12 protein-coding genes and 1 riboswitch are annotated in these 15,426 nt (G+C 35.2%); of the genes, 2 read left to right on the top strand and 10 right to left on the bottom strand.

The window, feature by feature from the left end; translation table 11 throughout:
* Position 1: 1 nt before the first annotated feature.
* The 6 genes from ACT3CE_RS15520 to glmM form a co-directional block, all read right to left on the bottom strand.
* A complete protein-coding gene (locus tag ACT3CE_RS15520; RefSeq protein ID WP_444710684.1) occupies positions 2–937 on the bottom strand; it encodes a calcium/sodium antiporter in 936 nt (311 codons plus the stop codon).
* Between the two features lie 43 nt (positions 938–980).
* Positions 981–1,208, bottom strand: coding sequence for a twin-arginine translocase TatA/TatE family subunit (gene tatA, locus ACT3CE_RS15515; protein WP_444710683.1), 228 nt, complete (start codon positions 1,206–1,208; stop codon positions 981–983).
* 278 nt (positions 1,209–1,486) lie between these two features.
* On the bottom strand, positions 1,487–4,471 hold the full coding sequence (gene secDF / locus ACT3CE_RS15510) for a protein translocase subunit SecDF (RefSeq protein WP_444710682.1): 2,985 nt from the start codon (positions 4,469–4,471) through the stop codon (positions 1,487–1,489).
* Between the two features lie 150 nt (positions 4,472–4,621).
* On the bottom strand, positions 4,622–5,050 hold the full coding sequence (locus ACT3CE_RS15505; RefSeq protein WP_444710681.1) for a retropepsin-like aspartic protease: 429 nt from the start codon (positions 5,048–5,050) through the stop codon (positions 4,622–4,624).
* 171 nt (positions 5,051–5,221) lie between these two features.
* Entirely contained in the window at positions 5,222–6,160 is a 939-nt protein-coding gene (gene mdh / locus ACT3CE_RS15500) for a malate dehydrogenase (protein ID WP_444710680.1), read from the bottom strand.
* A 515-nt stretch (positions 6,161–6,675) separates the two neighbouring features.
* On the bottom strand, positions 6,676–8,064 hold the full coding sequence (gene glmM / locus ACT3CE_RS15495) for a phosphoglucosamine mutase (RefSeq protein ID WP_444710679.1): 1,389 nt from the start codon (positions 8,062–8,064) through the stop codon (positions 6,676–6,678).
* Between the two features lie 349 nt (positions 8,065–8,413).
* On the opposite strand from glmM, the gene ACT3CE_RS15490 reads away from it, so the two are divergent.
* Positions 8,414–9,760, top strand: a complete 1,347-nt coding sequence (locus ACT3CE_RS15490) for a pseudouridine synthase (protein ID WP_444710678.1) — start codon at positions 8,414–8,416, stop codon at positions 9,758–9,760.
* Positions 9,761–9,890: 130 nt separating this feature from the next.
* On the opposite strand, the gene ribH is transcribed toward ACT3CE_RS15490, so the two are convergent.
* The 4 genes from ribH to ribD all read right to left on the bottom strand — a co-directional run bounded on the left by ribH (position 9,891) and on the right by ribD (position 13,528).
* Positions 9,891–10,352: a 6,7-dimethyl-8-ribityllumazine synthase gene (gene ribH, locus ACT3CE_RS15485; protein WP_444710677.1), complete on the bottom strand. Its 462-nt coding sequence runs from the start codon at positions 10,350–10,352 to the stop codon at positions 9,891–9,893.
* Positions 10,353–10,412: 60 nt separating this feature from the next.
* Positions 10,413–11,651: a bifunctional 3,4-dihydroxy-2-butanone-4-phosphate synthase/GTP cyclohydrolase II gene (locus ACT3CE_RS15480; RefSeq protein WP_444710676.1), complete on the bottom strand. Its 1,239-nt coding sequence runs from the start codon at positions 11,649–11,651 to the stop codon at positions 10,413–10,415.
* A gap of 29 nt (positions 11,652–11,680) precedes the next feature.
* The gene (locus tag ACT3CE_RS15475; protein WP_444710675.1) at positions 11,681–12,337 is read right to left on the bottom strand and encodes a riboflavin synthase; all 657 of its coding nucleotides are present in this window, start codon (positions 12,335–12,337) and stop codon (positions 11,681–11,683) included.
* Between the two features lie 63 nt (positions 12,338–12,400).
* Complete coding sequence (gene ribD / locus ACT3CE_RS15470) at positions 12,401–13,528, bottom strand: bifunctional diaminohydroxyphosphoribosylaminopyrimidine deaminase/5-amino-6-(5-phosphoribosylamino)uracil reductase RibD (protein WP_444710674.1); 1,128 nt, start codon at positions 13,526–13,528, stop codon at positions 12,401–12,403.
* A 151-nt stretch (positions 13,529–13,679) separates the two neighbouring features.
* Positions 13,680–13,798: riboswitch (FMN riboswitch) on the bottom strand.
* A gap of 695 nt (positions 13,799–14,493) precedes the next feature.
* Between ribD and era the strand changes: the two genes are divergently transcribed.
* Positions 14,494–15,375 (top strand): GTPase Era, encoded by an 882-nt coding sequence (era, locus tag ACT3CE_RS15465; RefSeq protein WP_444710673.1) that lies wholly within the window; start codon positions 14,494–14,496, stop codon positions 15,373–15,375.
* Positions 15,376–15,426: the final 51 nt, after the last annotated feature.

Below are 15,426 nucleotides of genomic sequence, written 5' to 3'. Positions count from 1 at the left end.
ATTATTGCTTGAAAACCAAATATACATAAATAAAATAGCTTGCCATAAGCAGAACACCTTTCCAACGATGAAGTTTACCATTTTTAAGTGGCAATATCAGTAAGAAAAGTAAGAAAGACACTGCAAGCATAATTAATACATCAAATGAAATAATTGCCTCGCTTACCTGTATATTTTTAACTATGGATGTTACACCCAATACACCCAGGATATTGAAAATATTAGAACCAATAATGTTACCAATAGAAATATCCATTTCTTTTTTAAATGCTGCCACTGCCGAGGTTGCCAATTCAGGTACCGATGTTCCAAAAGCAACAATAGTAAGACCGATTACGCGCTCACTCACCCCAAAATCTATGGCAATATTCTTGGCACTATCTACTAATAAATTTGCCCCGAAATATAAACCCAAGGATGATGCTAACAAAAGTATAATAGAGACAGGAATAGAATATTTTGCCTCTTTAAAACTTTCAACCATACTTCTACTCTCTCTCCTCGAATTCCAAACCGTCCAGACCATAAACGAAATCAATAACAAAACAAATATAATTCCCTCGTAGGTCTCTAGCTTATTATTTAATATGAAAATATAAAATAAAGCTGAAGCTCCCATCATAACAGGCCAGTCGAATTTTATGGAATTACTGCGTACTGGCAAGGGGAGTAAAATGGCTGTAAAACCAAGCACCAAAGCTATATTTGAAATATTAGAACCAACAATATTTCCAATCGAAATATCAGGACTCCCAGATAAAGCAGCATCTAAACTAACGAATAATTCAGGTGCCGAAGTACCAAACGAAACAACAGTAACGCCCACAACCAAAGTTGAAATTTTAAAATGCGAAGAAAGCGCTACTCCACCTTTAACCAGTAGGTCACCACTATATAACAGGACTATGAATCCTATAATTAAAAATAAATAATCCATTTATATAAAGAAATTTACCGAATTAAGGTAAGATCGAATTAAGTTATAATTTTTTACTGATATCATCCTTAAAATCCTTGATGTTATCAAGAATATCAGTCTCATCTTTTATCTCCTTTTTAATATCGTCAGCTGCTCGCTTAAATTCTTTCATTCCTTTACCCAGCCCTTGCGCCAGTTCCGGAATCTTTTTAGATCCAAACAGCAAGAGAACAACAATAAATACAACAACAATTTCTCCTCCACTGATAAATAAAAGCATGTTTTCCATTTAAATTACTCCTTTAGAATCGAATAATGAATACTTTACAACGAGAAATAAAGAATTATCTGTATTGCTCTTCTACTAGAATTGATAAAATAGTAATCGATATCAAACTCATTTTGTACAAATATACCTAAGAAATTTTAAATAGATAAGTGATAGTAGATTTAAGATAAACTTGCCAATAGGAAAATCATTTTTCTTGCCACTTCCTATGAGAAAATTAGAATAAAAAAAACCTCCGAATCAAAAGATCCGGAGGTTTAAATATTTTATAGTAAATATTATTTTTTCTTAGCTTTTACTTTTTGTACACGTAAGCTGGTATCGTAAGCAATTGGTGATGCAATAAATAGTGAAGAGTATGTACCAACAATTACTCCGACTAATAATGCAAATGTAAATCCTTGAATTGAAGTACCACCGAACAAGAAGATTGCCAATAATACAACCATTGTAGACAGCGATGTACTAAATGTACGACGCATTGTACTATTCAAAGCATTGTTTACAACCTCTTCGCGATCGCGTTTAGGATATAATCCCAAATACTCACGAATACGGTCAAATACAACCACGGTATCATTAATCGAATAACCCACTACCGTAAGGATAGCCGCAATAAATGCCTGATCGATCTCTAATGAGAATGGCAACATGCCATATCCAATAGAGAAAATACCCAATACGATAATTGAATCGTGAGCTAATGCAGCAACAGCACCTAAACCATATTGCCAGTTCGAGAAACGGAACATGATGTAAAGGAAGATCACGATTAATGCTCCTATGATAGACCAAAATGCAGAAGTACGAATATCATCGGCAATGGTTGGTCCTACTTTTTGTGACATTTTACGATTGTTCTCTAAGAAATCAGTTTTTGATGTTCCATCAGCTAAGTATGACTTCAAACCATCATATAATAAGCCTTCAACCTCATCATCAACCTCTGTACCCGATTCTTCAATCTTGTATTTTGTAGAAATTTTAACCTGATTATCGCCACCAAAAGTTTTTACCTCTGGAGCATGTCCGTATACTTTATCAAGAGATTGAGCAATATCCTCAACAGCTACTGGCTGATCGAATGCTACAACATAAGTTCTACCTCCAGTAAAATCGATACCCTGATTCAAACCTTTTGTTGCAAGAGAACCAATACTCAATACAATTGCTACTCCAGAAATTACATAGAATATTTTTCTTTTCTGTAAAAACTTAACTCCTGCATTACGCAACCAATTATCGGTAAATTTAGTTGAGAAAGTAATATTTTTATTACGTGCTAAAGAAGCTTCGAAAATTAAACGAGTAATGAAAATTGCTGCAAATAATGAAGAGAAAATACCAATTACCAATGTAGTTGCAAAACCTTTAATTGGACCTTCACCAAATAAGTAAAGAATAACACCAGTTAATAAGGTAGTGATGTTACCATCGATAATTGCAGAATAAGCATTCTTATAACCATCGCTTACCGCAAGGCTTAATCCCTTACCTGATTTCAATTCTTCCTGAATACGCTCATAGATAAGTACGTTCGCATCGACCGACATACCAATTGTAAGTACAATACCGGCAATACCTGGTAAAGTAAGAACAGCACCTAAAGAAGCAAGAATACCAAAAATAAAGAACAAGTTGGCAATCAAAGCAATATTTGCAGTTAAACCAGCACCTTTACTATAGAAGAAGAACATGTAAACCAATACCAAAAGGAAGGCGATAATGAAAGAATACATCCCTTTCTCAATAGACTCCTTACCCAATGATGGTCCAACAACCTCATCGGCAATAATGTGAGCTGGAGCAGGTAATTTACCTGATTTCAAGATATTTGCAAGGTCTTTCGCTTCAGTAACCGAAAAATCACCACTAATACTTGATTGTCCACCTTTAATTTCTCCCATTACATTAGGAGCAGTATATACATATCCGTCCAAAACAACTGCAATGGCACGGTTTACGTTATCTTTTGTTAAGCGAGCCCAGGTTTTAGCACCTTCACCACTCATGCTCATTGATACTTCATAGCGAGCAGTATTTTGATCTACTTGCTCACGAGCTGAAGTTACAGCATCACCATCAAGAGGAGCTTTTCCATCTCTACTGGTAACTTTAATTGCGAATAATTCAAATACGTTTCCACCTTCATCAATTGGTTTAACTCCCCAATAAAATTTTAAGTTACGAGGTAAAACCGATTTGATTGCTGGCATTGCCAACAACTTATTTACTTCTGCAGTATCTCTTACTAATGATCTACCTACAACAGCTTTTGACGATCCGCCTTGTTGAGCTGGATTTAATTTTGAAAACAAAGGATACATTTTTTCCATTGCTTTAGCATCCTGAGTTGCCAAAGTATCTTGTGCACCTTCATCCTCAATTTTATCTAAAAGAGAAGCCTCTTTATCTGTTGCTTCCTTTTTAACTTCTTTTTTTACCTTTGTAGCTTCTTCATCAACAACATCCGAAGCGGCATTAATCTCTACCAATTTAGAGTTTGCTGCATTAAGATACCCCATTACCTCACCAGTACTGTAAGTTTCCCAGAACTCCAAACTTGCAGTTCCCTGTAAAAGCTTACGAACACGAGCAGCATCTTTAATACCTGGAAGTTCGATAATAATACGACCCGATACATCAGCTTTTTGAATATTTGGCTGTGCTACACCGAAACGGTCGATACGAGAACGAAGAATATTAAATGTATTATCAATCGCACCATCGGTTTCTTCCTTGATTACTTTTAACACATCAGCGTTAGAAGCTCCAAATGGAATTTTATCTTTCAATTCAAGAGTTCCAAAAATATCTGGAGATGATAACTGAGCATTAGGATCTATTTGATTAAAAGCTTCTCCAAACAGAGTAACAAATCCTTTGTTACTGTTAGCCTGCATCTCTTTTGCCTTGGCAATTGCAGCATTGAAAGTTTTATCTTTGCTGTTGTTAGCCATCGCTTTGATGATATCAACAACAGAAACTTCCATTGTAACGTTCATACCGCCCTTTAGGTCAAGCCCAAGATTCATTTCCAACTCTTTACACTCTTTATAAGTGTACTTTTTCAGCCAAAAGAAATTATAAACCTCTTCTCCTCTTATCGAGTCAAGATAAGTTTGTTCCTTTTTAATGTCGCCGGCTCCAAATTCCTGAGCCTCCTTTTCAACTTTTTTCGTTACGTAAGTAAAAGTCAATTGATACAAACTCACTAACGCAAAGACAATAGCGAGTAGACGAATCGCTCCTTTATTTCGCATGTGTTTAGGTTTAAAAAATTCTTATTATATGTGGTATTTTATATTTTTACCCTCAAATTAACGCACAAATATATCAATTTTTTTCAAATTCCTTTGTTCAATATTTTCAAGCGTTTACTGCATTTTAAGACTTTTTGAAATCTGGGAGAATTAGAAGCTTTCAAATTTCAGATTTTTTTCTCTATAATTAATAATTCCTCGATGCTCTAAAAGGAAGTCGCTGCCCAATAAACCGCAAATTTTTCGTTCACAGTATTGCTGATACATTTCGTTAATACCTGAAAGGTCGATTAATGCACAGGAAAAATTCTCAACGATTAATTCACCAATCTGAAAATTCTCAATTTTCCCCATCTGTGTTTCAATGCTTCCTTCTCCTAATCCTCTTGATTGCATCTCTGCTTCATCCTGTTCAGTTTTTTCATAAATGTCAACAAAATTTTTATCTAAAACTGTTTTTGATGCACCAGTATCAATCACCAAATCGCCTTCCTGTGATGAATTAATTTTACACTTAACAAGCAGGTGATAACTGTTATTTTCAAGTTCTATAATTTCTATGGGTATTTCAAAATCCATTATATGCATTTACAAAGGATAGCAAATATACCAAATCATGAGATATTTACACTATCATTACTAAACAAAATCTAAATGAGGTTCGATACTGTAACATTCAAAATAATTTTATATAAAAAAAGGTTGTTTCAAATTAGAAACAACCTCTTTACTTTTAATAAAATAAATCAATTAAGATACGATATTCATATCATCTAATACTTTCATAACAGACTTAACAGCTTCTGCCGAATCTTTCAACATAGCCATTTCTTCTTCGTTTAATTTTACTTCGATAATTTCTTCGATACCATTCTTTCCTAATTTTACAGGAACTCCAAGATAAATATCTTTCATTCCGTATTCGCCATTAAGCAATGCACAAACCGGGAAAACTCTTTTTTGATCGCGAACAATTGCCTCAACCATTTGAGCTGCAGCAGCACCTGGAGCATACCAAGCAGATGTTCCCATTAAATTCACTAGCTCACCACCACCGAATTTAGTTCTTTCGATAATAGCATTCAATTTATCTTCTTCGATTAGGTCGGTAACAGGAATACCCGCAACAGTAGTATAGCGAGTCAATGGAACCATTGTATCACCGTGTCCACCCATAAGTAATGCCTGAATATCCTTAGGAGAAACATTCAATTCCTCAGCAAGGAATGCACGGTAACGAGCTGTATCTAATACACCAGCCATACCAAATACTTTATTCGATGCTTTTTTAGCAGTTAAAAATGCTGCATAAGTCATAACATCTAATGGATTAGATACAATGATGATGATTGCATCTGGAGAATGAGCAATTACATTTTCGGTAACCATTTTAACGATACCTGCATTGGTCGCGATTAAGTCATCACGACTCATACCTGGTTTACGAGGAAGACCCGAAGTAATTACAACAACCTCTGATCCTGCAGTAGCTGCATAATCATTAGTTACACCTTTTACTCTTGTATCATAGTAATTAATTGGAGCAGTTTGCCACATATCTAAGGCTTTTCCTTCTGCCAAACCATCTTTAATGTCTACAACAATTACCTCGTTTGCCAATTCTTTTTGAGCAATGCAATTAGCACAAGTTGCGCCAACGTTTCCTGCACCTACAACTGTAATTTTCATGTCAATAAGTTTTTAATAAAGCAATATGTAATAATCATGAATCAAATAATTTCAATTTCATTTTATCATGAACGTTTCATAAAGCATTTAGTCTATGATTATATAATTTATCTCTCTAATGAAGAATTTTTTCTTTATTATGTGACAAATATATATACAATGATGAATTTTAAATTAGAAATAAACCTGCTTTTCAACAGGATTCATTAAATATATAAAATTTTAAAAACATACATACACTTTTCTATCTATTTAGAAACTTCCGACAGTGGGTAAAAACACCCACACAACACTTTAGCTCAATTACAGATATTCGGATCTGCTAATATTTACAGTATTTATAAGACCATCTACTAAAAATAAATTCCTAAAAAAAATCAAAAAAACAATATAAAAAATACCGTGAAAAGCATCGGCAAATCACCACGCAAACGATTACGGAATTTTTTCTTTTTATAAAACAAAAAAGTGTAGCGGAGAGCCCACTACACTTTTCATAAGTTTATGAATAGTAGTTATTTTATAATCTCTTTTATCTCAGAAATGATCTTTTCAGCCAGTTTATTTGCTGTATCTTCACTTTCACTTTCAGAATAAATACGAATAATCGGTTCGGTATTCGATTTTCTTAAATGAACCCATTCTTCTGCAAAATCAATCTTAACACCATCAATATCATTTACTTTTTCGTTTCGATATTTTTCTTTCATGGCAATTAAAACAGCATCCACATCGATCTCTGGTGTTAATTGAATTTTATTTTTTGAAATAAAATAATTTGGATATGATGCTCTTAACTCAGATGCTTTTTTCCCTGATTTAGCCATATAAGTTAAAAACAGAGCAACTCCTACCAATGCATCTCTTCCATAATGACTTTCCGGGTAAATAATACCGCCATTGCCTTCTCCACCAATAATTGCATTATTAGCTTTCATTTTGGTAACAACATTCACCTCGCCAACTGCCGATGCTTCATATTCTCCTTTGTGTTTTTTCGTAACATCACTTAAGGCTCTTGTTGAAGAAAGATTAGAAACCGTATTCCCCGGAGTATTTGCCAAAACATAATCGGCGCAAGCCACTAAAGTATACTCCTCACCAAACATGCTTCCATCTTCGTTCACAATGGCCAATCTATCTACATCAGGATCCACAACAAAACCCAAATCGGCTTTGCCTTGTTTCATTACCTTAGCAATTTCGGTAAGATTTTCGGGAAGTGGTTCCGGATTATGAGGAAACTGCCCGTTTGGCTCACAATACAATTCAATAACATTTTTTACCCCTAAGGCTCTTAATAATTCTGGTATTGCAAGTCCACCAACCGAGTTTACAGCATCAATAGCAACAGAAAAATTTGCTTCTTTTATAGCTTCCACATCAACCAGGTTTAAAGCTAAAACATGATCGATATGCTTTTGAGTATAATTATCTATGCTGGTAACTTTTCCTAAATCATCAACATCTGCAAAATTAAAATCTTCGTTTTCGGCTATAGAAAGAACTAATTTTCCATCCTCATCGTTAAGAAACTCGCCTTTTTCGTTTAATAATTTTAATGCATTCCATTGCTTTGGATTATGACTTGCTGTAAGAATAATACCTCCATGAGCATTTTCTCCTGTCACAGCCAATTCTGTTGTTGGTGTTGATGCCAATCCTATCTCTACAACATCAATTCCAAGGCCTAATAAAGTTCCAACAACTAACTTATCAACCATTTCGCCGGAAATACGAGCATCACGACCTACCACAACTTTAATTTTATTGCCATTGTGTCGGCGTAATGCCCAGGTTCCATAAGCTGCAGCAAATTTTACCACATCAAGAGGACTTAAGCCATCGCCAACTTGTCCGCCAATGGTTCCTCGAATTCCCGATATAGATTTAATTAATGTCATATTATAATTTTGTTTAAAGTTTACAGATCAGTTAAATAACATGGATATGCTTTTAAAATTCCTACACAATTTTAAAAACTAAAAAATAAATTCCGGATCAAATTTAATAAAACAAATCAAGCCATTATTCCTTTTTATGTCGATTATTGTTTAAAAGTTATTGATCTAGACCTTATTTTCAAAGGATATCTAAATGCATACTGGTCTTACCACAGAATTAGTCAGAAGCAAAATTTAATGCCAAGACTAAATTTTAATGCTATTAATTTATATTTATTAACATCCGAAATTAATATATTCTTTGATTATTAATACCTTTGCAGGTTCAGAACAGATGATTTAATCAGAAATGGAAGAGAATAAGAAAGAAAGACCAAGTAGAGGAAGAGCTTCATTTGAGTCGAAAAGATACGACAATAGAAAATCGGAAGACTCGAATTCAAGATTCGACAAGAAGCGTGGCTCTAATTTCGACAGAAACAAGGAAGAAGGCGAGAAAACCTTTAAAGGAAAAAGAAAATTTGAAAAAAGTAATCGCAGAAAGGATGGTGACTCAAAACCATTTTCAACTTCTCAGGACAAAGATCAGACAAGAGATTTTAAAAGATCGAATAAAGATTCCCGAGGAGCAAGACGCTTTGACAGGGAACGCGGCTCTAATTTTAATAGACACCGAGACGAAGGCGAAAGAAACTTTAATAAAGACCATCGAAAAAACGATGGGGAATCATTCTCAAATTATTCGGAAGAAGATTCGCCAAGAGATCGCAGAGGTAACAGAGATTGGAAATCGAGAAACCGTAAAGACGACAGAGGAAGATCAAACTTTGCTAACAGAAAAAGACCGTTTGAAGAAAAATCTGAAAAAGAAATAGAAGAACTAAAGGCGGAGCGATTTAAAAATAAACCAGGTAAAGATGTGCTTCGCAGTAAGCATTATAGCAAAAAGAAACAGTTAGAACATGCAAAAATGGTAGGCCCTGCTGATGGAATCCTACGACTAAACAAATACATTTCGAACACAGGTGCTTGTTCGAGAAGAGAAGCAGACAACCGAATTGCCGATGGCAGAATAACTGTTAATGGTACTGTTGTAACCGAAGTAGGTACAAAAGTTAACATTAAGGATAAGGTATGTATGGATGGAACGCTTCTTCATCCTGAAGCAAAAGTTTACATCGCTCTAAACAAACCTAAAGATTTTGTTACCACCCTAGATGATCCTATGGGACGCAAGACAGTTATTGACCTAATTAAAAATGCTTGTAAGGAAAGAGTTTATCCGGTAGGAAGATTAGATAGAATGACAACCGGAGTTTTACTTTTTACGAATGATGGTGATCTAACAAAACGCTTAACTCACCCAAGCTATAACAAGAAAAAAATCTATCATGCATTTCTTGATCGAGAAATTACCCAGGAAGAGCTTGATAAGGTTTTAGAAGGTTTAGAACTGGAAGATGGCCTAATAAAAGCTGATGCCATTAGTTTTACCGATTCGGAAGACAAAAAACAAGTAGGCTTAGAGATCCACTCTGGAAAAAATAGAATTGTTCGTCGTATTTTCGAGCATTTGGGTTACGAAGTTGAAAAACTTGACAGGGTATTTTTTGCAGGAATTACCAAGAAAAATATGCCTAGAGGAAAATGGAGATTCCTAAGCGAGGAAGAAGTTAGAATGCTGAAGAATTTTTAACAGACCAATCAGCACAAAGCATTAAGCTCTAACAAAATAAAACTGCAATCTACTATTGAGAAATATACTCAAAGCAGATTGCAGTTTTTTATTTGTATTCTGACAACTCACAAGAGAGCTGTATATTAAATTAGAATTGTTTTAACAAATTAGCCATTTCGATAGCAGAAACCGCTGCCTCGAACCCCTTATTTCCTGCTTTTGTACCCGCACGTTCAATTGCTTCTTCGATAGAGTTTGTAGTTAAAACCCCAAAAATAACAGGAACTTCAGAATCTAAAGAAACACTAGCCACACCTTTGGTAACTTCGTTCGAAACGTAATCGAAATGAGGAGTAGAACCTTTAATTACAGCTCCTAAACAAATTACCGCATCGTATTTTCCACTTTTCACCATTTTTTTAGCAACCAATGGAATTTCGAATGCTCCCGGAACCCATGCAAGATCAACATCAGCTTCGGATGCTCCATGACGCTTAATTGCATCTATAGCGCCACCTACTAATTTGCTTCCAATAAATTCGTTAAAACGGCCTGCTACAATTCCAAACTTAAGACCTTCAGCTATTAATTTACCTTCAATTGTATTCATTTTATCTTAGATTTTAGATGTGAGAAATGAGATTCCTCATATTCTCATTTACACATTAACTTATTTTATTTTTTTATCGTCGTTTTGAAGATTCCACTTCACATCCTGATGCAACATGTGACCCATTTTTTTCATCTTCGTCATCAGGTAAAATTCATTTTTCTCATGATGCGACATTTCAATCTCTTCCCGATCAACAATTTTAATTCCGTATCCTTTTATGCCTGCTATTTTTAGAGGATTATTGGTCATCAGTCTCAAATTTTTAATCCCTAAATCGGCAAGAATTGCTGCACCGATACCATAATCGCGCAAATCGGCTTTAAAACCTAAAGCCAAATTTGCTTCAACAGTATCCATACCCATATCCTGTAATTGGTAGGCTCGCAATTTATTAATCAGACCAATTCCTCTTCCTTCTTGTCGCATGTATAACAACACACCACGTCCGGCATTATTAATTCTTTTTAAAGCCTCCTGCAACTGATCTCCACAATCGCAACGCAATGATCCAAAAGCATCTCCTGTTAAACACTCCGAATGCACTCGCGTTAATACAGGCTCATCGGTATTTACATCACCTTTTACCAAAGCGACATGATGCTCACCTGTAATTTTATTGATATAACCATGAGCTCTGAATTCTCCATACTTAGTTGGCATTTCGGTCTCGGTTATTTTTTCAATCATGCTTTCTGTCTGGCGACGATATTCAATTAAATCAGCAATCGTAATCATTTTAAGATTATGATTTTTGATGTATTCTTTTAATTGCGGAACACGAGCCATTGTTCCATCCTCGTTCATGATTTCACAAATCACACCTGCAGGAAATAAACCAGCCATTCGAGCCAAATCTACTGCTGCTTCGGTGTGTCCGGCACGTACCAACACACCATTTTTACGAGCTACCAAAGGAAAAACATGTCCCGGACGCGTAAAATCTTCTGCTTTAGCATCCTTATCGAATATTTTTTGAATGGTGTGTGCTCTTTCATGAGCCGAAATTCCGGTTGCACAATCTGCTGCATCAATACTAACGGTAAAAGCTGTTTGCTTTGCATCGGTATTGTTGTACACCATCATATCAATGTCCAGCTCATCTAACCGTTCTTTAACAATGGGCATACAAATTAAACCACCAGCCTGTCGAGCCATAAAATTAATTGCCTCTGGCGTAACCTTTTCGGCTGCCATTAACAAATCACCTTCATTTTCACGATCTTCATCATCCACCACCACAATCATCTTCCCTTGTTTGATGTCTTCAATCGCCTCTTCTATAGTATTAAAATCCATAGCTTTATGTTATTGTTGTTTATTTTTAATTAAGCAAAACCATTTTCTTTCAAAAAGTCTATCGAGATATCTGATTTTGTTTTCTGATTTTCCTCTTCTTTATGAAACATGAATTTTTCAATATATTTAGCGGTCATATCACATTCCAAATTCACTTTTTCGCCTGCTTTCTTTGATATTAATGTTGTATCCTCCTGTGTCATCGGAATAATCGATACTTTAAACATTTTATCATCTACATAAGCCACAGTCAAGCTGATACCATCAATGGCAACCGATCCTTTTTCAATCACATATTTCAGGATGTTTTTAGGAGCGGCAATACTCACCCATATGGCATTATCGTCTTGCTCTTTGCCAACAATTTCGCCTAATCCATCAACATGTCCGCTCACCATATGTCCACCTAACCGGTCACCAACACGAACGGCTCGTTCTAAATTCACACGACTTCCTGTTCCGAGCAATCCAAAATTAGTTCGGCTCATGGTTTCTGGCATCACATCGGCCGAAAAACCAGTAGAAGTAAAACTAACTACAGTTAGGCAAATTCCATTTGTAGCAATGCTATCGCCCAACTTCACGTCATCCATTATTTTGTGAGCAGCAATACTTAATCGTATCGATTCTCCTCCTCGTTTAATAGATTTTATGCTTCCTATTTCTTCAATTAATCCTGTAAACATATTTTTCAAGTATCAAGTAACAAGCTCAAAATTTAAAGTATTAATACTTCAAATGCCTTTACTCTAATTACACTCCATAATATTTTCAGAGTTCTTTTTAATTCTTCCTGTTAACATTATATCCTGATCAAACTGATCAATTTTTATATCATTCAACTGAATCGCATTTTTCATCAATTCAATACCATCTCCTCCTACTGGCGATTTTGCGCCTGCTCCACCAATAATCTTTGAAGCAATAAAAGCAACTACCTCATCAACAATCTCAGCTTCTAAAGCCGAAAAATTAAGGGTAGCTCCACCTTCTAAAAGAATACCATCAATTCCTTCTTTACCTAATTTCGCCATCAAATCCGCCAAATGAACTCTTCCATCTGAAGAATTAAACATCAGCACCTTATTCCCTAAAACCTCAACAGCTTTAATTCTATCAGCTTTGGCACTTTTTGTAACGGCAACTATTGTTTTAGCTTCATCGCTGCTATTTAAAATCTTCGAATCCAAAGGAGTTCTTAAGTTACTATCAACAACAATACGAATTGGATTACGTCCCTTATTTGATTCCAATCTGGTTGTCAGCATTGGGTCGTCAGCAATTACTGTATCAACACCTACCATTATAGCGGAAAGTTCATTTCTTAATTCGTGAACTTTAGCTCTCGATTTTTCATTGGAAACCCAACGAGAATCTCCTGTTCTACTGGCAATTTTTCCATCTAAAGTCATGGCCGTCTTCATCACTACATAAGGTAATTTGCATTGGATATACTTAAGAAAAACACGATTCATATCGGTCAATTCTTCACACAGATAGCCATAATCAACCTTAATTCCGTGGTCCTCTAAAATTTTTACACCTTTACCTGCTACCAATGGATTTGGATCCAACATCCCAATTACAACTCTCGAAATCCTGTTCTTTACAATTGCCTCGGCACAAGGAGGTGTTTTTCCATAATGCGAACAAGGCTCAAGTGTTACATACATTGTAGCACCTTCTACCGATTCTTTAGCAGAACGAAATGCGTTCACTTCGGCATGCGGCCCACCATAGTATTCATGAAAACCTTCACCAATTACTTTATCATTCTTTACAATGACTGCACCAACCAAAGGATTTGGGTTTACTTTCCCAACCCCCTTTTTGGCTAGCTCAAAAGCCATTTGCATGTATTCGTAATCTCTATTCATTCTTTTAGTTAATGAGTAAATACAAATCTCATTTCTAAGATCAAAAAATAAAAAAGCCCTGAACAGTTCATAAACTATTCAGGGCATCTATTATAAGTTCACCACACGGAAAATTATTTCCATTGGCATGAATTAATCAAATCGATCAATTGTTTTTCTTCTTCCATCCAGACTGTACTGTCGGTACTGGAATCACACCAGTTCAATCCTGTTACAGATTCGCGGACTATCACCGCCGGTCGGGAATTTCACCCTGCCCTGAAGAAACAATAAAATGTATTGAAACAAAGTTTTAAACAATGTTTACGATACAAATATAGAGCTTTCGCATTTAAAAACAAATGAAGCTGATGTGCTTTAAAGAATCTTAACAGTTCGCTTGCTGGATCTTGTTTGTAAGTCGGATCTTTTTTCGAATTAAAAATCGCCCTCTAACAAACCCAACCAATGAGCTTCATCATTGATCTGTTGCGCTTGCGAAATTATATTTTGGGATGATTTATTGATACGTTTAGGTTATTTATAGATGCATTTAGGTTGTTTTTTGATACCGTTCGGTTCCAAACCTCAACACTTCGGTACTTAACCCCATTTTTTAGGTTTGGAACCTCAAAATTGGGGTTAGTCAACCTAAAATTATCATTTCGGAACCTCAAAATATACATTAATAACCTAAACGCATCTATAATAAACCACAACCGAAGGGTAAATAACCTAAACAGGTATATAAATCACGGAATTGCCGTAAAATAAAATTTCTGCTTTGCAGAGTACGAGCTGAAAAAGATTACGCCATCAAGGGGTACTTTTTCGGATTGAAATTCTATTTCTCCATAATCGCTGAAAAAACTTGCTCACTCACAAAATTGCTTTCTTTTATTTCTGTCACATTTGATACTTTTTCGTAAATGATATTAATTATTCTATCTTTGCAAAAATTTTTAAATCACTAAATTGGAGTAGGTATGCCTCATAAGTCAGGTTTTGTAAATATCATTGGAAATCCGAACGTTGGAAAATCAACCTTAATGAATAATTTGGTTGGCGAACGCATCTCGATTATCACCTCGAAATCGCAGACCACTCGTCATCGTATTAAAGGAATTGTAAATGGAGATGATTTTCAGATTGTTTATTCTGATACGCCAGGGGTATTAAAACCCAACTACAAGCTTCAGGAATCGATGATGAAGTTTTCAACCTCGGCATTGGTAGATGCTGACATTATTTTATATGTGACCGATGTGGTTGAAACAATCGACAAAAATGAAGACTTTTTAAAGAAGGTACAAAACACAGATAAGCCTGTGATTTTAATTCTCAATAAAATCGACTTAACCAATCAGGAAAAGTTGGTTGAAATGATGGATGTATGGAAAGAGAAGCTTCCGAAAGCAGAAATTTTCCCTATGTCTGCCAAAGAGAATTTTAATGTATCCAATTTATTTGATAGAATTTTAGAGCTTTTACCAGAAGGACCTCCTTATTTTGCGAAAGATGAAATGACAGATTTACCATCTCGATTTTTTGTAAATGAAATTATCCGTGAAAAGATATTAACCAATTACGAAAAAGAAATTCCTTATGCTGTAGAGGTAGAAGTGGAAGAATTTAAGGATGAGCCAAAAATTATCAACATTATGGCGGTGATTAATGTTGAAAGAACTTCTCAAAAGGGAATTATTATTGGACATCAGGGAAAAGCACTAAAAAAAGTAGGTACCGAAGCAAGAAAAGACATGGAAGTATTTTTTGGAAAGAAAGTTTTTCTGAAATTGTATGTAAAAGTTGCTAAGGACTGGAGAAATAAAGAAAATAAGTTGAAAGGCTTCGGCTATCAGCAATAATGAAATTAATGGCTATCATTTGATACCATTTACAGATAACAGATAATTGAA

Source organism: Marinifilum sp. RC60d5 (assembly GCF_052400665.1).
Classification (GTDB): Bacteria; Bacteroidota; Bacteroidia; order Bacteroidales; family Marinifilaceae; genus JBQTGK01.
Note: the sequence above shows the minus strand (reverse complement) of the source record. Positions and strands in the feature narration are given on the sequence as shown.

Coding starts and splice junctions, on each gene's coding strand:
- ACT3CE_RS15520 (WP_444710684.1), bottom strand. CDS start 937: ATGGATTATTTATTTTTAATTATAGGATTCATAGTCCTGTTATATAGT.
- tatA (WP_444710683.1), bottom strand. CDS start 1,208: ATGGAAAACATGCTTTTATTTATCAGTGGAGGAGAAATTGTTGTTGTA.
- secDF (WP_444710682.1), bottom strand. CDS start 4,471: ATGCGAAATAAAGGAGCGATTCGTCTACTCGCTATTGTCTTTGCGTTA.
- ACT3CE_RS15505 (WP_444710681.1), bottom strand. CDS start 5,050: ATGGATTTTGAAATACCCATAGAAATTATAGAACTTGAAAATAACAGT.
- mdh (WP_444710680.1), bottom strand. CDS start 6,160: ATGAAAATTACAGTTGTAGGTGCAGGAAACGTTGGCGCAACTTGTGCT.
- glmM (WP_444710679.1), bottom strand. CDS start 8,064: ATGACATTAATTAAATCTATATCGGGAATTCGAGGAACCATTGGCGGA.
- ACT3CE_RS15490 (WP_444710678.1), top strand. CDS start 8,414: ATGGAAGAGAATAAGAAAGAAAGACCAAGTAGAGGAAGAGCTTCATTT.
- ribH (WP_444710677.1), bottom strand. CDS start 10,352: ATGAATACAATTGAAGGTAAATTAATAGCTGAAGGTCTTAAGTTTGGA.
- ACT3CE_RS15480 (WP_444710676.1), bottom strand. CDS start 11,651: ATGGATTTTAATACTATAGAAGAGGCGATTGAAGACATCAAACAAGGG.
- ACT3CE_RS15475 (WP_444710675.1), bottom strand. CDS start 12,337: ATGTTTACAGGATTAATTGAAGAAATAGGAAGCATAAAATCTATTAAA.
- ribD (WP_444710674.1), bottom strand. CDS start 13,528: ATGAATAGAGATTACGAATACATGCAAATGGCTTTTGAGCTAGCCAAA.
- era (WP_444710673.1), top strand. CDS start 14,494: ATGCCTCATAAGTCAGGTTTTGTAAATATCATTGGAAATCCGAACGTT.